Raw genomic sequence first — 19786 nt, 5'->3', positions numbered from 1 at the left:
TCCGCCGCCCCACCTCACCCCCCTCGGTTGGTTTTGTATGGGTGCCTGTTGTCCGCGCGTTTTCCTCCCCCCCGTCTAGGGGGGTTTTGGTGTCGAGCTACGCTCGACGGAGTGGGGGTCGACCAACCGTCAAGATTGAAGCGCTTTCGGTCGAATGCCTCGGCACGATTACTCCGCTGCTTCCAGCGTCGCGATGCGACGGCTGTTGCGGGCCTGCTCGTCATAGTCGAGCTGCCATCCCGACGGCCCGTTGGACGCGCCGACCTGCACCGCCGTCACCTTGTATTCCGGGCAGTTGGTCGCCCAGTCGGAGAAGTCGGTGGTGATGACGTTGGCCTGCGTGTCGGGGTGGTGGAACGTCGTATAGACCACGCCAGGCGACACCTTGTCGGTGATCAGCGCGCGCAGCGTCGTCTCGCCGGAGCGGCTGGTCAGGCGGACCCAGTCGCCGTCGCGCAAACCTCGGTTTTCGGCGTCATGCGGGTGGATCTCGAGACGGTCCTCGCTGTGCCACATGACATTGTCGGTACGCCTGGTCTGCGCGCCGACATTGTACTGCGATAGGATGCGGCCGGTGGTCAGCAGCAGCGGGAAGCGCGGTCCCGTCCTCTCGTCGGTCGCCACATATTCGGTGCGGATGAATTTGCCCTTGCCGCGCACGAAGCCGCTGATATGCATGATCGGCGTGCCTTCCGGCGCCTGCTCGTCGCACGGCCACTGCACCGAGCCCATCCTTTCCAGATAACCGTAGGAAACCTTGGCGAAGCTCGGCGTCGTCTTCGCAATCTCGTCCATGATTTCGGACGGATGCTGGTAATTCCAGGCAAGCCCCATCGCCTGTGCGAGCTTCTGCGTCACTTCCCAGTCGGCAAAGCCGTTGCGCGGCGCCATCACCTTGCGCACGCGGTTGATGCGGCGCTCGGCATTGGTGAAGGTGCCGTCCTTTTCGAGGAAGGTCGAGCCGGGCAGGAAGACGTGCGCGTAGTTGGCGGTCTCGTTGAGGAAGAGATCGTGGACGACCACGCATTCCATGGCCGCAAGGCCTGCGGCGACATGCTTGGTGTCGGGATCCGACTGCAAAATGTCCTCGCCCTGCACATAGAGGCCCTTGAACGAGCCGTCGACGGCGGCGTCCAGCATGTTGGGGATGCGCAGGCCGGGCTCGTCGTCGAGTTTGACCCCCCACAGGCTTTCATAGATATCGCGTACCGCGTCGCCGGAGACGTGGCGATAGCCGGGCAGCTCATGCGGGAACGAGCCCATGTCGCAAGAGCCCTGGACATTGTTCTGCCCGCGCAGCGGGTTCACGCCGACGCCCGGCCGGCCGATATTGCCGGTCGCCATGGCGAGATTGGCGATGGCGATGACGGTGGTCGAGCCCTGGCTGTGCTCGGTCACGCCGAGGCCGTAATAGATCGCGCCATTGCCGCCGGCGGCAAACAGCCTTGCGGCGCTGCGGATCTCTTCAGGATCGACATTGGCGAGCTGGCTGACCACCTCAGGGCTGTTTTCCGGTAGCGCCACGAACGACGCCCAATCCTGGAACTCGTCCCAGTCGCAGCGTTCGCGGATGAAGGCCTCGTCGAACAGGCCTTCGGTGACGATGACATGGGCAAGCGCGGTGACCACGGCGACATTGGTGCCCGGCTTCAGCGGCAGATGATGCTGCGCCTCGATATGAGCCGAGCGCACGATGTCGGTGCGGCGCGGGTCGAGCACAATCAGCTTGGCGCCCTTGCGCAACCGCTTCTTCATGCGCGAAGCAAACACCGGATGTGCGTCGGTCGGATTGGCGCCGATGATCATCACCACATCGGTCTGCTCGATCGAGTCGAAATCCTGCGTGCCTGCCGAGGTGCCGAAAGTCTGGCCAAGGCCATAGCCGGTCGGCGAATGGCAGACGCGGGCGCAGGTATCGACATTGTTGTTGCGGAAACCCTGGCGGATCAGCTTCTGCACCAGATAGGTTTCCTCATTCGTGCAGCGCGACGAGGTGATGCCGCCGATCGAGGTGCGGCCATACTGGTACTGGATGCGGCGGAACTCGTTGGCGGTGTGGGTCAGCGCTTCCTCCCACGACACCTCGCGCCATGGATCGGTGACCTTTTCGCGGATCATCGGATTGAGGATGCGCTCCTTGTGGGTCGAGTAGCCGTAGGCAAAACGGCCCTTGACGCAGCTATGGCCACGGTTCGCCTTGCCGTCCTTGTAGGGCACCATGCGCACCAGCTCGTCGCCGCGCATTTCGGCCTTGAACGAGCAGCCGACGCCGCAATAGGCGCAGGTGGTGACGACCGAATGCTCGGGCTGGCCGATCTTGATCACCGATTTCTCGGAAAGCGTCGCCGTCGGGCAGGCCTGCACACAGGCGCCGCAGGACACGCACTCGCTGTCGATGAAAAGCTGGTGCATGCCGGGCGACACACGGCTTTCGAAGCCGCGGCCCTCGATGGTCAGCGCGAATGTGCCTTGCACCTCCTCGCAGGCGCGCACACAGCGCGAGCAGACGATGCATTTCGATGGATCATAGGTGAAGTATGGGTTGGACTCGTCCTTCGCCATCCATTTGAAGTTTTCGGCGCCGTCGTTCTTCTTGAAGACGTGGTTGTCGCCCTCATAGCCGTAGCGCACGTCGCGCAGGCCGACGACGCCGGCCTGCGTCTGCAATTCGCAGTCGCCATTGGCCGCACAGGTCAGGCAGTCGAGCGGATGGTCGGAGATGTAGAGCTCCATCACGCCGCGGCGGATGTCCTTCAGCCGACCGGTCTGGGTGTGCACGACCATGCCCGGCGCCACCGGCGTCGTGCAGGAGGAGGGCGTGCCGTTGCGGCCGTCGATCTCGACCAGGCAGAGCCGGCAGGAGCCGAAGGCGTCGACCATATCGGTGGCGCAAAGTTTCGGGATGGCAATGCCGGCCTCCATCGAGGCGCGCATGATGGATGTGCCTTCCGGCACGGTGACGGTGAAGCCGTCGACGGTCAGCGTCACCTGCTTCTCGGACGTCGAGGCCGGCGTGCCGTAGTCGATTTCCTGAATGAGACCCATCGCGAGGTTCCTATTCTGCTGCTTCGGCGACTGGCGCCGGCTTGAAATCTTCGCGGAAGTGGTTGATTGCGCTCATCACCGGATAAGGCGTGAAGCCACCCAGCGCGCAGAGCGAACCGAACTTCATCGTGTTACAGAGGTCCGTCACCAGCTCGATCTGCTTTTCCGGCTCGCTACCCCTGGCGATCTTGTCGATCGTCTCGACGCCGCGTGTCGAGCCGATGCGGCAGGGCGTGCACTTGCCGCAGCTCTCGATGGCGCAGAACTCCATGGCGAAGCGCGCCTGCTTCAGCATGTCGGCGGTGTCGTCGAAGACGGTGATGCCGGCGTGGCCGATCAGCCCGTCCTTGGCGGCGAAGGCTTCGTAGTCGAAGGGCGTGTCGAACAGGGAGCGTGGGAAGTAGGCACCCAGAGGGCCGCCGACCTGCACCGCTTTGACCGGCCGTCCAGTCGCCGTGCCGCCGCCGATGTCGTCGACGATCTCGCCAAGCGTCATGCCGAACGCCGCCTCGAAAAGGCCGCCATATCTGACATTGCCGGCGATCTGGATCGGAATGGTGCCGCGCGAGCGGCCCATGCCGAAATCCTTGTAGAAGGCAGCACCCTTGTCCATGATGACAGGCACCGAGGCCAGCGAGATGACGTTGTTGATCACCGTCGGCTTGCCGAACAGGCCCTGGATGGCCGGCAGTGGCGGCTTGGCGCGAACGACGCCGCGCTTGCCTTCGAGGCTGTTGAGCAGCGAGGTTTCCTCGCCGCAGACATAGGCGCCGGCGCCGATGCGGATTTCCATGTCGAAGGCGTGGGGCGAGCCCAGCACGTTGAGGCCGAGCAGGCCGGCCTTGCGGGCGGCCTCGACCGCCTTTTGCATCATCGCCACCGCATGCGGATACTCCGAGCGGATATAGACAAAGCCCTTGGTTGCCCCGGTGGCGACACCGGCGATTGCCATTCCCTCGATCAGCACGAAGGGATCGCCCTCCATGATCATGCGGTCGGCGAAGGTGGCGCTGTCGCCCTCGTCGGCATTGCAGACGATGTACTTTTTGTCGGCGATCGTATCGAGCACCGTCTTCCATTTAATGCCGGTCGGGAAGCCCGCGCCGCCGCGACCCCGCAGGCCCGACTCGGTGACCTGCTTGACGATGTCGGCCGGAGCCATCGCCACGGCGTTCTGCAGGCCCTTCAGTCCGCCATGCGCCTTGTAGTGATCAAGCGACAGCGGATTGATGACGCCGCAGCGCGCGAAGGTCAGGCGCGTCTGCCTGGCCAGGAACGGGATCTTGTCGGGCGCGCCCAGCCAGCGCTTGTGGTGACCGCCGGTGAGGAAGCCGCTGTCGAACAGGCTTTTGACATCGGATGGCTTCACCGGCCCATAGGCGACACGGCCATTTTCTGTCGCCACCTCGACCATCGGCTCGAGGAAATAGGCGCCGCGCGAACCGTTGCGCACGATCTTGGCCTCGATGCCGCGATCGGCCAATTCCTTCTCAATCGCCTTGGCGACCTTTTCCGCACCGAGCGCCAGCGCGCCGGAATCGCCGGGAATATAGATGCGCGGGATCATGAGCGCACCTTGGCTACGATCTCGTCGAGTTTTTCGTCATCGAGCCGGCCGATCACCTCGCCGTCCAGCATCGCCGATGGCGCGCAGGCGCAAAGGCCGAGGCAATAGACCGGCTCTAGCGTCACCGAACCGTCGCGGGCCGTCTCGTGGAAGCCGATGCCCAGCAATTGCTTGAGCTTGGCGGCAATCGCGTCCGAGCCCATCGATTGGCAGGCTTCGGCTTGGCAGAGCTTCAGCACATGCCGGCCGGCCGGCCGGCTGCGGTAATCGTGGTAGAAGGTGACGACGCCGTGCACCTCCGCCTTGGAGATGTTCAGCGCTTCGGCGATGACCGGCAGCGCGTCATGCGGCACATGGCCAAACTCTTCCTGGATGCCGTGGAGGATCGGCAACAGCGGGCCTTCGAGGCCCTTCAACTCCTGAACGATCGCCGCCGTGCGCGACGCGATCTCGGTACTTGCAGGCTGCATGATCATGCAGCGCCCTCCCTGGTCGTAGTAATCCGCTAAGTGCCTAGGAAATCGGAGGAAACCCGCCAAATCAATAAAGCTGATCCGTTGCTCGATAGAAATCTTCTATCGATGCCGTCCAGCCTGCAATCTCTAGCTCAGTGGCGGGCGCGGAAATCGTCTGCCAGCGCCATTGCCTCGTCCAGCAGCGCCGAGACCAGCGGGGTGTGCGGCTCGCGCAACGTCGCCACCAGCCCGACGGTGTGGCTGGCGTCCGGCTCGACGATCGGAATGGCCCGGATCGGCTCGGAAAAGCCGAATGTTTCCGAGAGGTTGAGCGGCATGATCGACGACCATTTTCCGGTACGGATATGCGAGAACAGCACGATCATCGAATTGGATTCGAGTGTCGGCCGCACCTGCGTGCCGGCTTCGGCCAAATGCTGGTCGATGATGCGGCGGTTCTGCATGTCCGGCGTCAACAGGCAGAGCGGCAGCTGGCTGAGCTCCGCCCATGTCACTTTGTCGCGGTCGGAATAGGGGTTTCCGATCGCGGTGATCAGCTGATAGCGCTCGTCATAGAGCGGCACGCTGGTCACCCGCCCCAGCGGCTCGTTGTCGAGATAGGTGATGCCGGCGTCGATGTCGAAATTGCCGAGCAGCGACAGCACCTCGATCGAGGTGCGCGACAGCACCGAGAAGGTGACGCCGGGATGTTTTGCCCGAAAAGGCGTCGTCAGCCGCGCCACCATGGCCAGCGCCGTCGGGATGGCGGCGATGCGGATGCGCCCCGAAAGGCCGTGACGCGCCGCCCGCATCTCTTCGCGCATGGTGCGGGTATCGCCGACGATGCGGCGCGCCCACGCCAGCACCTGTTCTCCCTCCGGCGTCAGCCCCTGGAAGCGCGAGCCGCGCAGAACCAGCATCACGCCGAGCTGGCCCTCCAGCTGCTTGATGCCGGCCGAAAGCGTCGGCTGGGTGACGCCGCACACCTCCGCCGCCCGGCCGAAATGCTCCTCCCTGGCCAGCGCGATGAAGAATTCCAGCTTGTCGATCATGAGCGGACGCTACCCGGCCGAGTGAGGCTGCGCCAGATGCATGCTGTTTTTGCCTGGCGAATCCTCATTGCGGCCGAAGCTTCGCCGCCGTCCAGGCCTAGCTGTCGACCAAGTTCAGAATGTTGCCGTCAGGATCCTTGAACCATGCGACCTTCATGCCGTAGCCGACATGGATGTCGCCTTCCAGCTTCAGGCCCGGCATCTCGTAGTGCTCGAAGACAACGCCTTTCGATTTCAGCGCCTTGACGATGGTGTCGATCTCGTCGCCGACCATCCAGGTCACCGCCGTCGCCTTGTTGGTTCCGGCGAATTGCGAGCGATAGACATTGATGCTGGTGTCGCCGCATTTGTAGACGATCAGTTCGCCACCCTCGTTGTGAACCTCCGTCAGCCCCAGAACGTCTTCATAGAAGGCCTTGGCCTTGGCCAGGTCCTTCACCGCGAGATTGGCCGTTGCGTTGCTGTTTGCGAGCATGATTGGTCTCCTTTGCTTGCGGGCGAGCACGTCCGAAGCCTGCAAAGATAGGGCTGCTTCGTCTTCAGGCGACGCAGCCTGTGCGATCGGCGTGCTTCTTCCCTAAAGACGTTTCGTCCTCTGCAAGACCGACAAACGGACGCAAGTCTTTGCAGCCACGCCCGTGCGTGTCGTTCCGCCGCTTGGTTCTGTTCGGGAACTGCACTATCTCAGGCGTAAAAGCAGAGGAAAAGCTGATGCCCGCCGTCCAGGAAAACGTCACCAAGGAAATCGTCATCGAGCGCCTGAAGACGGTCAACGGACCGGACTTCACCGGCAACATCGTCGACCTCGGCATGGTCTCCGAGATTTTCATTGCCGATGCCAAGGTTTTCTTTTCGATCACCGTGCCGGCTGCCCGGGCCCAGGAGATGGAGCCGCTGCGTGCCGCCGCCGAGCGTGTCGTCAAGGCGATCCCGGGTGTCGCCGGCGCCGTGGTCGCCCTGACGGCGGAAAAGAAGGGTGGCGGCATGGAGGCTCCGGTTCCGCAAAGGCCTGCCACCAGGCCCGTACCGCCGGCCGCACCCGCTGCCGCGCCGCGTCCGGCTCCGCACGCTCCGGCCTCGCACAGTCAGGGCAAGCGCGGGGTGCCCGGCATCGAGGCGATCATCGCTGTCGCTTCCGGCAAGGGCGGCGTCGGCAAGTCGACCACTGCCGTCAATATCGCGCTTGGCCTCGCCGCCAACGGCCTGAGGGTCGGCGTGCTCGACGCCGACATCTACGGCCCGTCGATGCCGCGGCTGCTCAACATCCATGGCCGGCCGCAGACGGTCGACGGCAAGGTCCTGAAGCCGATGGAGAATTACGGCCTGAAGGTGATGTCGATGGGCTTCCTCGTCGATGAGGAGACGCCAATGATCTGGCGCGGGCCGATGGTGATGTCGGCATTGACGCAAATGTTGCGCGAGGTCGAATGGGGTCCGCTCGACGTGCTCGTCGTCGACATGCCGCCCGGCACCGGCGACGCGCAGCTGACCATGGCCCAGCAGGTGCCGCTGGCCGGCGCCGTCATCGTCTCGACGCCGCAGGATCTGGCCCTGATCGATGCGCGAAAAGGCCTCAACATGTTCAGGAAGGTCGACGTGCCGGTGTTGGGCATCGTCGAGAATATGAGCTATTTCCTCGCCCCCGACACCGGCAAGCGCTACGACATCTTCGGCCATGGCGGCGCGCGCCGCGAGGCCGAGCGTCTCGGCGTCTCCTTCCTCGGCGAAGTGCCGCTCGAAATGGGCATCCGCGAAAGCTCGGATGCCGGCACGCCGGTGGTGGTCTCCAAGCCCGACAGCGCCGAGGCCAAGATCTACCGCGACATCGCCGCGAACGTCTGGGGCAGGGTCAAGGAAGAACGCGGCGCGGCCGAAGCCGCCGTGCCGAACATCGTTTTTGAGTGATCCTCCCCCTTGAGGGGTGGGTGGCCCGCAGGGCCGGGTGGGGTCGGTGGCGACGCACTCCACCTTTCTTGGTCAACGCCAGTTGTAGGTCGAGCCGGTTGAGGCGACCCCTCCCGCCCGCTTCGCGCGGCACCCTCCCCTCAAGGGCGAGGGGAGCCGCCCACCTTGTCGCCAAAGCTCGAAAAAAACTGTCCGGCCAGTTTCTTCGATGTCGATTCGATCAGACGGCTGCCGAGCTGGGCGATCTTGCCGCCGACATCGGCCTTGGCCGCATATCTGAGAATCGTCGCCTCCGGGCCATCGGCGGTCAGCGTCACATCGGCGCCGCCTTTGGCGAAGCCGGCGATGCCGCCCTTGCCCTCGCCCTGGATGGTGTAGGAATGCGGCGGGTTGAGATTCCTGAGCGTCACCTCGCCGTTGAACGTCGCCTTGATCGGGCCGATCTTGACCACCACGGTCGCCGCCATCTCGGTGTCCGACTTCTTTTCGAGGCTCTGGCAGCCCGGAATGGTCTGCCTCAGAACGTCCGGGTCGTTCAGCGCCTCCCACACCTTTTGCAAGGGTGCGGCGATGCGTTCCTCGCCTTCGATAACCAAAGCCATCAAAATCTCCCGGATACGAATTGACAAACCCCGATCCGGTCTAGCGTGGGGGTAAACACATGTCTATCGCACCAAAGTCCGGAATCGGATGGCGCGTGCCTCTTGCCTGCTCTCGCGCGTTGTCATATCGATTTGTCATACAAATACGGAGACCATGATGGCCGGCGCCCCCACGCAGAAAAAGAAATTTCGCTCGCAGGAGTGGTTCGACAATCCGGACAATCCGGGGATGACGGCGCTTTACCTCGAGCGCTACCTGAATTACGGGCTGACGCGTGCCGAACTGATGTCGGGCAAGCCGCTGATCGGCATCGCCCAGACCGGCTCGGATCTGTCGCCCTGCAACCGCCATCATCTCGAACTGGCCAAGCGCGTGCGTGAGGGCATCGTCTCGATGGGCGGCATCCCTTTCGAGTTCCCGTGCCACCCGATCCAGGAGACGGGCAAACGCCCGACCGCCGCACTCGACCGCAACCTCGCCTATCTCGGCCTGGTCGAGGTGCTCTACGGCTATCCGCTCGACGGCGTCGTGCTCACCATCGGCTGCGACAAGACGACGCCGGCCCTGCTGATGGCCGCCGCCACCGTCAACATTCCGGCTATCGCGCTGTCGGTCGGCCCGATGCTCAACGGCTGGCACAAGGGCAAGCGCACCGGCTCCGGCACCATCGTCTGGGAATCGCGCCAGCGCCTGTCGGCCGGCGAGATCGGCTATGACGAGTTCATGGACATCGTCGCCTCTTCGGCGCCGTCCACCGGCTATTGCAACACCATGGGCACCGCCACCACCATGAACTCGCTGGCCGAGGCCCTCGGCATGCAGCTGCCGGGCTCGGCCGCCATTCCGGCGCCCTACCGCGAGCGCGGCCAGATCGCCTATGAGACGGGAAAGCGCATCGTCGACATGGTGCATGAGGACTTGAAACCCTCAGACGTCATGACCCGCCAGGCCTTCGAGAACGCCATCGTCGTCAACTCGGCCATCGGCGGCTCGACCAACGCGCCGATCCACCTCAACGCCATCGCCCGCCATCTCGGCGTGCCGCTCGACAATGACGATTGGCAGACGGTCGGCCTCCAGATACCGCTCATTGTCAACCTGCAGCCGTCGGGCGAGTATCTCGGCGAGGACTATCACCATGCCGGCGGTGTGCCGGCGGTGGTGGCCGAACTGATGAAGGCCGGGCTGTTGCCTCATCCCGACGCCATGACGGTCAACGGCAAGACGATCGGCGCCAATTGCAGCGCGGCCGTCAACGAGAATCTCGATGTTATCCGCACCGTCGCCGAGCCGCTGAAGGACAATGCCGGTTTCATCAATCTTAGGGGTAATCTGTTCGATTCGGCGATCATGAAGACCAGCGGCATCTCGCCCGAATTCCGCGAGCGCTATCTGTCGAACCCGAACGACCCCGAGGCCTTCGAGGGCAACGCCATGGTCTTCGACGGGCCAGAGGACTACCACGCCCGCATCGACGACCCGGCGCAAGGCATCGACGAGCACACCATCCTGTTCATGCGTGGCGCCGGCCCGATCGGTTATCCCGGCGGCGCCGAAGTCGTCAACATGCAGCCGCCGGCCCATCTCATCAAGAAGGGCATCCATGCGCTGGCCTGCATCGGCGACGGCCGCCAGTCAGGCACGTCGGGCTCGCCGTCGATCCTCAACGCCTCGCCCGAAGCCGCCATAGGCGGCGGGCTGGCGCTGTTGAAGACCGGCGACCGCGTCCGCATCGACCTGCGCAAGGGCACTGCCGACATTCTCGTCACCGATGACGAGATTACGCGCCGGCGCGCCGAGCTGCAGAACAGTGGCGGCTATCGCTACCCCAAGCACCAGACCCCATGGCAGGAGATCCAGCGCGGCATGGTCGACCAGTTCTCCGAAGGAATGGTGCTGAAGCCCGCGGTGAAATACCAGGATGTGGCGCACACCGCAGGCGTGCCGCGGGACAATCACTGAACGCGTCTTTCTTTGCCTTCTCCCCTTGTGGGAGGTGTCGCCGAAGGCGACGGATGAGGGGTGCTCCAGCTTGGCACCGACGCACTCCGTCCAGCACCCCTCATCCGGCTCGTCGCTGCGCGCCGATCCACCTTCTCCCACAAGGGGAGAAGGAAGAGCGCCAAGCCGCACCCAAGCGCCTATAAATAGCCAACAATCTCAGGCGTCTGGTCCTGCCTGTCGTGCTTGCCGTCCTCGTAGACGATTGGGGCTGCGGCGAGTTCCTCTTCGGTGACGTCGTCGAGGCAGGCGACGTTCACCGCCCAGAAATTCCCGCCCATGAAATCGAGATAGCCGCGCGAGAGAAAATTCGCGCCGCAGTTCGGGCACATATAGTGGTTGATGTCGCCTTCCGGCCAGTTCGACGGCGTCGCCTTGTACTCCCGCATCCGGTCGCGGCCGTCCGTCACCCGCACTGCCTCATAGGCGGCGAAGGATTTCCGGTAGCCGAGTTTCCAGCAGAAGCTGCAATTGCATTTGCGGATGCCCTCAGCGAGGTCGATTTCGGCTTCGAAACGCACTGCACCGCAATGGCAGCTGCCGTGATAGGTCTTTTTCATGGGTTTCCTCCCAAACATGTCCTGGCTCCGCCGCCCGCCGGAGCCAGAGCATCCTTTGCTCCAGGCATGGCGCTTGACAAGCGGGCGCGACAAATCCACGATCATGGCAAGGGGTGCATCGCGACGACCCCGTGAGGCGTCAGCCCAACGTTCGCGTCCAAGCTTCTCTCTCAAGGAGGTGGACGCCATGCCGTCGACAACCGCTATCACCGTATCGCAACTGTCCCGTCTGATTGGTCTGCCGGGCGCGCCCGCGATCATCGATGTTCGCATCGAAGAGGATTACAGCGCCGATCCGCGCCTGCTGCCGGCCTCAAACCGGCGTGATTTCAAAACCGTCTCGACCTGGGCATCCGAATTCGCCGGCAGCCGAGTGATGGTCGTCTGCCAAAGAGGGCAAAAGCTCTCGCAAGGCGTGGCCGCATGGCTGCGGCATGAAGGCATTGCCGCCGAATCCCTCGAAGGCGGGTTCGAGGCCTGGCGCGATGCCAAGGGGCCTTTGATCAATGCCGGCAAGATACCGCCCCGCGACGAAAGGGGCCGCACCGTGTGGGTGACGCGGAGCCGCCCGAAGGTCGATCGCATCGCCTGCCCCTGGCTGATCAGGCGCTTCATCGATTCGGGCGCGGTCTTCCTCTTTGTCGAGGCGGCCGAAGTGTCGGCCGTTGCGGACCGCTTTCAGGCCGTGCCTTTCGACATCGACAATGTGTTCTGGACTCACCGGGACGAACGCTGCACCTTCGACACGATGATCGAAGAGTTCGGGCTCGAATCCGAGGCGCTCGACCGCCTGGCCATGATCGTGCGCGCCGCCGATACCGCACGCCTCGATTTGGTTCCCCAGGCAGCCGGATTCCTGGCCGCCTCGCTTGGCCTGTCGCGGATGTTTCGCGACGATCTGGAACAGCTGGAGGCAGGCATGCTGCTCTACGACGCGTTTTTCCGATGGTGCCGCGATGCCACCGAGGAGACGCACAATTGGCCAAGCGCGAGCAAGCCATCATGAGCGCCCCGGCTTCTGACAAAACGGGGGCTTCTGACAAAACGGGGGCTTTGGGAAAAACGGCCGAGATCGTCGAAGCGCCGGCTGCGCCAAGCTTCCGTGAAGGCGTAAAACTCTGGGCGAAAATCGGCCTGCTCAGCTTCGGCGGGCCGGCCGGCCAGATCGCGCTCATGCACAGGGAATTGGTCGAGGAACGGCGTTGGATCGGCGAGCAACGTTTCCTGCATGCGTTGAACTACTGCATGCTGCTGCCCGGCCCTGAAGCCCAGCAACTCGCCATCTATATCGGCTGGCTGCTGCACCGGACGATCGGCGGCCTGGTCGCCGGCATCCTGTTCGTCGCGCCGGGCGCGCTTGTGATGCTCACCTTGAGCATCCTCTATGCGCTGTATGGCGACGCTCCGCTCGTCGAGGCACTGTTTTTCGGGGTAAAGGCGGCCGTGCTCGCCATCGTGATCGAGGCGATGATCCGGATCGGACGTCGTGCCCTGAAGAACCGGGTCATGGTTTCGATCGCGCTCGCCGCCTTCATCGCCATCTATGCATTGAACATGCCGTTTCCGCTCATCGTCCTGCTTGCCGGCCTGGCGGGCTGGATTGGCAATCGTGTTGCGCCGGCGCTTTTTTCCGGCGCGGCGCACGGCAAGGACGCGGTTCCCGACATCAAGGGCGCGGTCGACCTGATGTTCGAGCGCGGCGAGCTGGCCCACGTCAGGCCGACGCGATGGCATGCGCCGCGCACCGTCGCGATCTGGCTGCCGATCTGGCTCGGGCCGGTGCTGCTGATCTGGGCGTTCACCGGATCCGCCAGCGTGTGGACGCAGATCGGCGGCTTCTTCAGCGTCATGGCGGTCGTCACCTTCGGCGGCGCCTACGCAGTCCTTGCCTATGTCGCGCAGGCAGCGGTCGAGTCCTTCGGCTGGCTCGCACCCGGTGAGATGGTCGATGGCCTCGGGCTTGCCGAAACCACGCCGGGTCCACTCATACTCGTCCTGCAGTTCGTCGGCTTTCTGGCCGCGTTCCGCCAATCCGGATCGTTGAGCCCGCTGCTTGCCGGATCGCTAGGGGCGATGCTCACCCTGTGGGCGACGTTCACGCCTTGCTTCTTCTGGATATTCCTCGGCGCGCCCTATATCGAATCCCTGCGCGACAACAAGGCGCTGTCGGCGGCGCTGGGCGCGATCACCGCCGCCGTCGTCGGCGTCATCATGAATCTCGCTCTGTGGTTCGGCTTGCACGTCATCTTCGGCGAGGTGCGCAACGTCGGGCTTGGAACCGACGTGCCGGTGCTCTCGTCGATCGACTGGCGCGCGGCGCTGCTGTCATGTGCTGCCATGATCGCCATTCTGAAGCTGAAGATCGGCATGCTGCCGACGCTTGCGGGATCGGCCCTCGCCGGTGTTCTGTTGCTGGCAGCGAGTGGTTAATGCATGTCGCGCAAAAGCATGCCCTCGGGCCTGACCCGAGCGTGTCCAGCGATTTTGCGATAACGACATGCATAAAACAACAACCTAAAGCGCGTCGCATGCGGCCGGATCAAATGCGACGCGCTTTAGCGGCTGCCTGCGGACGGCGCTTCGCTGCGGTTTCGGGCATTCGGATAGGAAAATCATGGCGAGACGACGTTCCTCCCTAGGCTTCCTTGGAATGTTCGGCCGTTCAGGCGACCTCAGACAACTCGACGCCGCGTTACGCGACGTTGACCTTCATCCCGCCCTTGTGCCGGAGGGAGCAAAGCTCACCATCGTCAATCTGATGAAGGACCACTGGCCCGACGAGCCGCCGCCACAAGCCTACCCGCCGGTGGCGCAGCTGCTTGGCTATTGTATTGCCGGGCCGGAAGCATTCGAGCAATCCAACGGCCTTCGACATAGGCTGGATGCGGAGCGCCGGCTCGAGGCGGCACTCGAGGCCGGCGACAGCTTCGATGCGCAAATCATACTGATGACGCTGCATGCCAAGCTGATCAGTGGCGAGGTCGTCGACCGCTACGGGTTGAGCGCCGACTAGACCATGATCCCGAAAAGTGGAGCCCGGTTTTCGGAAAAGATCATGGTCAAACAGACTAGACCATGATCCCGAAAAGTGGAGCCCGGTTTTCGGAAAAGATCATGGTCAAATAAAGAGGTAGCGCCCCATCCCGATTTTGTCGGGATGGATTAGGCTCTGACCGTTTTGACGGGAACCGTCTTCAGCCGCCCATGCCGCTGCGCGGCAGTTGGATCAGATTGCCGAAGCGGGCCCGCAACTTGTCGTCGACCGGCTTCGGCACGTGGCGCGGGAAGCGCTCGGCGAGGATGCGTTTCTTCTCGATGATCGCCCGCTGCAGGATGTCAGGCCTGCCTTTCTCGTTCCATTCCTTCGGCGAAAAGCGGTCGCCGACCGCCGGATAGAAATATTCCGTCTGCATCAGCCGCAGTGTCTGCTCGTTGCCGAGGTAATGACCCGGCCCCTTCAGGCAAACGTCGGCGATGGTGTCTATCGACAGCGACTCATCGGTCACCTCGATGCCGCGCACGCAGCGCAGGCAATGGCCGAGCATGTCGTTGTCGATGATCAGGCTTTCCAGGCAAAAGCCGAGCAGCGAGGCGTGCATGCCGGCCGATTCGTAGACGAGGTTGAGGCCGGCAAGGCCGGCCATCACATCGGTGATGCCCTTTTCGTAACCGGACTGAATGTCGGGCAGTTTCGAGTCCGTCATGCCGGCGGCCGAACCGCCCGGCAGGTCGTAGAATTGCGCCATCTGGGCGCAGGCAGCGGTCAGCACCGCTTGCTCGGCCGAGCCGCCGGACATGGCGCCGGTCCTGAGGTCGGAGACGAACGGCCAGGTGCCGAAGATCGCCGGATGGCCAGGCTTGATGGCGTTGACATAGACGAGGCCGGCGAGCACCTCGGCCACCGCTTGCACCACCGCACCGGCGATCGCCGCCGGCGCCGTGGCGCCCGCCTGGCCGGCCGACAGCAGCAGGATCGGAATGCCGCCTTCGACGCAGGCCTCGAGCACGCCGCAGGCATCCTCGGCAAACTTCATCGGCGGCACGACAAAACAGTTCGAATTGGAGACGAAAGGCCGGGCGCGAAAATTCTCTTCGCCGCCGGCAATCGCATAAAGCATGTCGAGCGCCGGCTTGACGTTCTCGCGCACCGTGAAGGATGTGCCGACATGCTTCGACGTGCCCATCACGCAGGCGTAAAGCGTGTTGAAATCCATATCGAGCGGATCGGGGATGTCGCGCGGCACCATCGGCCGCTGGAAGAAATGGATGTTGTCGAGCCCTTCGACGATGCGGGCGGCGTCATAGATGTCCTGCAGCAGCGACTCGCGATAACAGCGCTTCTCGACGTCGACCAGATGCACCGCGGCGCCCGCCGTGCCGTAATGCACGCGCTTGCCCTGGATCAGCATGTCGTGCTTGGGATCCTGGCCATGCAGGGTGAAATGGCGCGCCGCTTTCTTGATGGTGTCGAGGACGAGCGCGCGCGGAAAACGGATGCGGCCGTCCTCGCCGAGCGTGGCGCCGGCCTCGGTCAGCGCCTCGATGCAGGAGGGGATGGCATTGGCGAAGCCGACCGTCTCAAGCAGCGTCAGCACCGCTTCGTGAATGCGCTCGCGGTCGTTTTCGCTGAGCGGTCCGTAGCTTCCGCCTTCAAGGCCGGCGCGCACCGGCTTGATATCGTCGGCAAGGGGTGCTGCCCGCATGGCGCGACGCGCTTCGCGCCCGCCGGAACGCCGCGAACGCTGGTCCGAGGGCGTATCCGGCTTCTCAACAGCCACTGACATGGGAGGCACTCCACCTTTAGCTGCGAAGCGGGCGGCGGTGGTTGGTCCACCAGGTGGTTGGTCCACCATCGTCCGCTTCGTCCCCCTTAGAGCGCCGCGCGTCCACTTGGACGCGCAAAGGACGCTCTAACACTTTCTTGCTTGCGCATGATCCTTTCCGGAAACCGAAGATTGGTTTCCGGGGTCATGCGCTATGCCTCGAACTATGCCGCCGGCATTGGCACAGCCTATGAGCCAGACGGTCCCGTCGCATATGCCAGGGGGCTAAACAACGGTGGCCGGTCATGGCCCCGACGAGGCATCAGGCGGCGGCCGGCCTGCGCCCGGCCGCCGTCGCCAGCTCGCGGATGCCGGGCTCGATGTGCTGCAGCGCGATCGAGGAGATGCCGAGCCGCATGAAGCGCGACGGCTTTTCGGTGCGGTCGAAGAAACGGTCGCCGGGCTCGATGATGACGCTGCGCGAGGCGGCGGCCTCGGCCAGCCCGCGCGAATCGGTGCCGCGCGGCCCTTCGAGCCAGAGCGACGCGCCGCCGGCGGAATCGGTCGAGCGCCACTCCGGCAGGAAGGCGGAAATCGCATGGATCAGACGCTTGCGCCGTTCGTCGAAGGCGCTCGACAGCCGCCGCACCAGCGCCTCGTGATGGCCAAGCGACAGGAACAGCGCGACCGCGCGCTGGTTGTTGGCCGGCGGATGACGCAGCATGAAGCGGCGCAGCGCGCGAAGCTCGGAGATCAGCCCGGCCGAGGCGACGATGTAGCCGAGCCTAAGGCCCGGAGCCAGCGTCTTCGACATCGAGCCGACATAGATGACGCGGCCGGAACGGTCGAGGCTCTTCAGCGCCTGCTGCGGCGCCTCGTCCAGAAGCTGGCTGTCATAGCCGTCCTCGATGATGATCTGGTTGTGGCGATTGGCGCGCGCCAGCAAATCCTGCCGGCGCTCCGCCGACAGCGGCACCATGGTCGGGCAATGGTGGCTGGGCGTCACGAAGACGAAGCCGGAAACGTTGGGAATAGAAGCGGTTACAATGCCGGAATGGTCGACCGGGACCGGTGCGACGTCGGCACCCGCCAGCCGGAAGATCGAGCGTGCGTCGGGATAGCCGGGGTCTTCCATGGCCACCTTGGAGCCCTTGGTCATCAGCAGCGTCGCCAGCATGTAGAGCGCGTTCTGCGCGCCGAGCGTGACGATGATCTCATCGGGATTGGCGAAGATGCCGCGCCGCGGCAACAGCCGCGCCTGGATCTGCTCGATCAAAAGCGGATCGTCGCGGTCGACCATGTCGGACGCCCAATTGCGGATCTCGAGCACGGCCAGCGCCATGCGGTTGCACTCGCGCCACTCGGCTGTCGGGAACAGTGCCGGATCGAACTGGCCATAGACGAAGGGGTAGGACGACTTGATCCAGTTGTCGTGCTTGGCCGGCGGCGGCATGTCACTGGCCGCGATCTGCCGGCGCGCCTTCCAGTCGATCTCATTGGCCTGGTCTGGCGCCTTCTGGTGCGGTTTGGCCGGCGTCGCCAGCACGTCCGGATTGACGAAATGGCCGCGCCGTTCGCGCGCCACCAGGAAACCCTGGTCGACGAGCTGCTGGAATGCCAGCACGACGGTGCCGCGCGCCACGCCGAGTTTCTCGGCCAGGATCCGGCAGGACGGAAGCGGCATCGAAGCGGCGATTTGCCGGTCGAGGATGGCGGCGACGATCGCTTGGCGGATCTGCGCCTGCAGGGTCTGGCCGGATTCCGCCGAAATCCGGAACAGGCCGGACCATATGGCCGTGTCGTTTCGCTGTGGCATGCGGATGTTCCTCGATGGCCAGCCTTTTTCACCTGGCTGGACCAGTCGAATGTACCGGTGGCACAAGCTGTTGCGCCAATCAATTTTTCTGATCACTGGGATTTACGCCAGTGATCCTTCCCAAGGGTGACGCAAAGCGTCATCCCGCTGGTGACGCAGCGCGTAATCCCGCTGGTGACGCAAAGCGTCATCCGGCTGCCTGACGCAGCGCGCCATCCCCCGCGTGCCGCGTTGCGTCATCGCTGCCTGACGCAACGCGTCATCGCGGCGCATTGAAACCAGTCGATTTCGGCTAGATAGTTCGGCGCGACGACACGCGCCGGAAACACCCGGTCTGTTATGTTGGCATTTCAAGGCTCGGAGTAAGGCAGTGGATCAATCGTCCTTTCAAAAACAGCTCGACGCCCTGCGCGATCACCGTGCGGCCAAATCGGGCAGCATGCGCGAGGCTTTCGCCGCCGATCCGCAGCGCTTCGAAAAATTCTCCGCCACCGACGGGGACCTGCTGCTCGACTGGTCGAAATGCGCGGTCGATGCGCAGACGATGGATCTGCTCGAGAAGCTGGCGGCAGCCGCCGATCTCGAAGGCCGGCGCGCTGCGATGTTCTCGGGCAAGAAGATCAACGTCACCGAAGGCCGCGCCGTGCTGCACACCGCGCTGCGCAACCTGAACGGCAAGGGCATCGTGCTCGACGGCCAGGACGTCAAGGCGCAGGTTGTCGCCGTGCTCGATGCGATGGGCGGCTTCGCCGATGCCGTGCGCTCCGGCAAGGCGGCCGGCGCCACCGGCAAGAAGATCACCGACATCGTCAACATCGGCATCGGCGGGTCCGACCTTGGCCCGGCCATGGCGACGCTGGCGCTGGCGCCCTATCATGACGGGCCGCGCACGCATTACGTGTCGAACATCGATGGCGCCCATATCCACGACACGCTGAAGGGCCTCTCCGCCGAAACCACGCTGTTCATCGTTGCTTCCAAGACCTTCACCACCATCGAGACGATGACCAATGCCGAGACGGCGCGCGAATGGGTGCAGAAGGCGCTCGGCAAGGAAGCGGTCGGCAAGCATTTCGCCGCCGTCTCGACGGCGCTCGACCTGGTGGCCAAGTTCGGCATTGCGTCCGACCGCGTCTTCGGCTTCTGGGACTGGGTCGGCGGACGCTATTCGGTGTGGGGCGCGATCGGCCTGCCGGTGATGATCGCCGTCGGCCCGAAGAATTTTCGCGCCTTTCTCGATGGCGCGCATGCGATGGACGAACATTTCCAGACGGCGCCGCTGGCCAGCAACCTGCCGGCGCTGATGGGGCTGATCGGCTGGTGGCATCGGGTGATCTGCCAATACCCCGCCCGCGCCGTCATTCCCTACGACCAGCGCCTGTCCAGGCTGCCGGCCTATCTGCAGCAGCTCGATATGGAATCGAACGGCAAGAGCGTCACCCTCGACGGCGGCGCTGTCCAGACGCCGACCGGCCCGCTGGTCTGGGGCGAGCCCGGCACCAATGGCCAGCACGCCTTCTTCCAGCTGCTGCACCAGGGCACCGATTTCATTCCGGTCGAATTCCTCGCCGCAGCCATCGGCCATGAGCCGGATCTCAATCATCACCACGACCTGTTGCTCGCCAACTGCCTGGCGCAGTCGGAGGCGTTCATGAAGGGTCGCACGCTGGAGGACGCGCGTGCGCAGATGCTGGCAAAGGGCATGGCGCCCACCGAGGTCGACAGGATCGCCCCGCATCGCGTCTTCTCCGGCAACCGGCCCTCGGTGACGATCCTCTACAGACAACTCGATCCGCATACGTTCGGACGGCTGATCGCGCTCTATGAGCACCGCGTCTTCGTCGAGGGCACGCTCTTCAACATCAATTCCTTCGACCAGTGGGGCGTCGAGTTGGGCAAGGAACTGGCGACCGGGCTGCTGCCTGTCGTGGAAGGCAAGGAGAATGCCGCAAAGCGGGACGCTTCGACTGCCGGACTGGTGGGACACATCCATCGATTGCGCGGATCGGAGTAAGCGGC

The 19786-nt window shown here is 64.1% G+C and carries 15 protein-coding genes; 6 read left to right on the top strand and 9 right to left on the bottom strand.

Annotated features, from left to right (window positions below):
* Positions 1-168 precede the first annotated feature (168 nt).
* From fdhF to AC0L2Z_RS19000, 5 genes are all read right to left on the bottom strand, one after another.
* Positions 169-3045, bottom strand: a complete 2877-nt coding sequence (fdhF, locus tag AC0L2Z_RS19020) for a formate dehydrogenase subunit alpha (RefSeq protein ID WP_473629002.1) — start codon at positions 3043-3045, stop codon at positions 169-171.
* 10 nt (positions 3046-3055) lie between these two features.
* Entirely contained in the window at positions 3056-4612 is a 1557-nt protein-coding gene (locus AC0L2Z_RS19015; protein WP_473629001.1) for a formate dehydrogenase beta subunit, read from the bottom strand.
* Entirely contained in the window at positions 4609-5088 is a 480-nt protein-coding gene (locus tag AC0L2Z_RS19010; RefSeq protein WP_473629000.1) for a formate dehydrogenase subunit gamma, read from the bottom strand. Before AC0L2Z_RS19010 ends, AC0L2Z_RS19015 begins: the two co-directional genes overlap by 4 nt.
* A gap of 131 nt (positions 5089-5219) precedes the next feature.
* Positions 5220-6119 carry a LysR family transcriptional regulator gene (locus AC0L2Z_RS19005; protein ID WP_027151624.1) on the bottom strand — a complete coding sequence of 300 codons (900 nt, stop codon included), beginning with the start codon at positions 6117-6119 and terminating at the stop codon, positions 5220-5222.
* Between the two features lie 97 nt (positions 6120-6216).
* Positions 6217-6594 carry a VOC family protein gene (locus AC0L2Z_RS19000; protein ID WP_023802882.1) on the bottom strand — a complete coding sequence of 126 codons (378 nt, stop codon included), beginning with the start codon at positions 6592-6594 and terminating at the stop codon, positions 6217-6219.
* Positions 6595-6830: 236 nt separating this feature from the next.
* On the opposite strand from AC0L2Z_RS19000, the gene AC0L2Z_RS18995 reads away from it, so the two are divergent.
* Positions 6831-8024 carry an Mrp/NBP35 family ATP-binding protein gene (locus tag AC0L2Z_RS18995; protein ID WP_128168292.1) on the top strand — a complete coding sequence of 398 codons (1194 nt, stop codon included), beginning with the start codon at positions 6831-6833 and terminating at the stop codon, positions 8022-8024.
* A gap of 140 nt (positions 8025-8164) precedes the next feature.
* Here AC0L2Z_RS18995 and AC0L2Z_RS18990 read toward each other — a convergent pair whose 3' ends face one another.
* Positions 8165-8626, bottom strand: a complete 462-nt coding sequence (locus AC0L2Z_RS18990) for an SRPBCC family protein (protein WP_473628999.1) — start codon at positions 8624-8626, stop codon at positions 8165-8167.
* Between the two features lie 157 nt (positions 8627-8783).
* On the opposite strand from AC0L2Z_RS18990, the gene AC0L2Z_RS18985 reads away from it, so the two are divergent.
* On the top strand, positions 8784-10589 hold the full coding sequence (locus AC0L2Z_RS18985; RefSeq protein WP_128174072.1) for an IlvD/Edd family dehydratase: 1806 nt from the start codon (positions 8784-8786) through the stop codon (positions 10587-10589).
* Between the two features lie 179 nt (positions 10590-10768).
* On the opposite strand, the gene AC0L2Z_RS18980 is transcribed toward AC0L2Z_RS18985, so the two are convergent.
* Positions 10769-11188 carry a GFA family protein gene (locus tag AC0L2Z_RS18980; protein ID WP_023802886.1) on the bottom strand — a complete coding sequence of 140 codons (420 nt, stop codon included), beginning with the start codon at positions 11186-11188 and terminating at the stop codon, positions 10769-10771.
* A gap of 187 nt (positions 11189-11375) precedes the next feature.
* On the opposite strand from AC0L2Z_RS18980, the gene AC0L2Z_RS18975 reads away from it, so the two are divergent.
* The 3 genes from AC0L2Z_RS18975 (at position 11376) to AC0L2Z_RS18965 (ending at position 14201) form a co-directional block, all read left to right on the top strand.
* Positions 11376-12194, top strand: coding sequence for a chromate resistance protein ChrB domain-containing protein (locus AC0L2Z_RS18975; protein ID WP_473628998.1), 819 nt, complete (start codon positions 11376-11378; stop codon positions 12192-12194).
* Positions 12191-13618 carry a chromate efflux transporter gene (gene chrA / locus AC0L2Z_RS18970; RefSeq protein ID WP_084833904.1) on the top strand — a complete coding sequence of 476 codons (1428 nt, stop codon included), beginning with the start codon at positions 12191-12193 and terminating at the stop codon, positions 13616-13618. The genes AC0L2Z_RS18975 and chrA overlap by 4 nt, the downstream gene beginning before the upstream one ends.
* 184 nt (positions 13619-13802) lie before the next feature.
* Complete coding sequence (locus tag AC0L2Z_RS18965) at positions 13803-14201, top strand: hypothetical protein (RefSeq protein ID WP_287066908.1); 399 nt, start codon at positions 13803-13805, stop codon at positions 14199-14201.
* A 181-nt stretch (positions 14202-14382) separates the two neighbouring features.
* Here the strand turns inward: AC0L2Z_RS18965 and AC0L2Z_RS18960 are convergent, their stop codons facing one another.
* Both AC0L2Z_RS18960 and pdxR read right to left on the bottom strand, forming a co-directional pair.
* Positions 14383-15972, bottom strand: a complete 1590-nt coding sequence (locus AC0L2Z_RS18960) for a trimethylamine methyltransferase family protein (protein ID WP_287174118.1) — start codon at positions 15970-15972, stop codon at positions 14383-14385.
* A 301-nt stretch (positions 15973-16273) separates the two neighbouring features.
* Entirely contained in the window at positions 16274-17767 is a 1494-nt protein-coding gene (pdxR, locus tag AC0L2Z_RS18955; protein WP_473536473.1) for a MocR-like pyridoxine biosynthesis transcription factor PdxR, read from the bottom strand.
* A gap of 370 nt (positions 17768-18137) precedes the next feature.
* On the opposite strand from pdxR, the gene pgi reads away from it, so the two are divergent.
* Positions 18138-19781: a glucose-6-phosphate isomerase gene (gene pgi / locus AC0L2Z_RS18950; protein ID WP_473628997.1), complete on the top strand. Its 1644-nt coding sequence runs from the start codon at positions 18138-18140 to the stop codon at positions 19779-19781.
* Positions 19782-19786: the final 5 nt, after the last annotated feature.

It is taken from the genome of Mesorhizobium sp. WSM4850 (assembly GCF_055811735.1).
This window is presented reverse-complemented; position numbering and strand designations above follow the sequence as displayed.

Excerpts from the sequence above, each read along its gene's own strand:
- fdhF (WP_473629002.1), bottom strand. The coding sequence starts at position 3,045 with ATGGGTCTCATTCAGGAAATCGACTACGGCACGCCGGCCTCGACGTCC.
- AC0L2Z_RS19015 (WP_473629001.1), bottom strand. The coding sequence starts at position 4,612 with ATGATCCCGCGCATCTATATTCCCGGCGATTCCGGCGCGCTGGCGCTC.
- AC0L2Z_RS19010 (WP_473629000.1), bottom strand. The coding sequence starts at position 5,088 with ATGATCATGCAGCCTGCAAGTACCGAGATCGCGTCGCGCACGGCGGCG.
- AC0L2Z_RS19005 (WP_027151624.1), bottom strand. The coding sequence starts at position 6,119 with ATGATCGACAAGCTGGAATTCTTCATCGCGCTGGCCAGGGAGGAGCAT.
- AC0L2Z_RS19000 (WP_023802882.1), bottom strand. The coding sequence starts at position 6,594 with ATGCTCGCAAACAGCAACGCAACGGCCAATCTCGCGGTGAAGGACCTG.
- AC0L2Z_RS18995 (WP_128168292.1), top strand. The coding sequence starts at position 6,831 with ATGCCCGCCGTCCAGGAAAACGTCACCAAGGAAATCGTCATCGAGCGC.
- AC0L2Z_RS18990 (WP_473628999.1), bottom strand. The coding sequence starts at position 8,626 with ATGGCTTTGGTTATCGAAGGCGAGGAACGCATCGCCGCACCCTTGCAA.
- AC0L2Z_RS18985 (WP_128174072.1), top strand. The coding sequence starts at position 8,784 with ATGGCCGGCGCCCCCACGCAGAAAAAGAAATTTCGCTCGCAGGAGTGG.
- AC0L2Z_RS18980 (WP_023802886.1), bottom strand. The coding sequence starts at position 11,188 with ATGAAAAAGACCTATCACGGCAGCTGCCATTGCGGTGCAGTGCGTTTC.
- AC0L2Z_RS18975 (WP_473628998.1), top strand. The coding sequence starts at position 11,376 with ATGCCGTCGACAACCGCTATCACCGTATCGCAACTGTCCCGTCTGATT.
- chrA (WP_084833904.1), top strand. The coding sequence starts at position 12,191 with ATGAGCGCCCCGGCTTCTGACAAAACGGGGGCTTCTGACAAAACGGGG.
- AC0L2Z_RS18965 (WP_287066908.1), top strand. The coding sequence starts at position 13,803 with ATGGCGAGACGACGTTCCTCCCTAGGCTTCCTTGGAATGTTCGGCCGT.
- AC0L2Z_RS18960 (WP_287174118.1), bottom strand. The coding sequence starts at position 15,972 with ATGTCAGTGGCTGTTGAGAAGCCGGATACGCCCTCGGACCAGCGTTCG.
- pdxR (WP_473536473.1), bottom strand. The coding sequence starts at position 17,767 with ATGCCACAGCGAAACGACACGGCCATATGGTCCGGCCTGTTCCGGATT.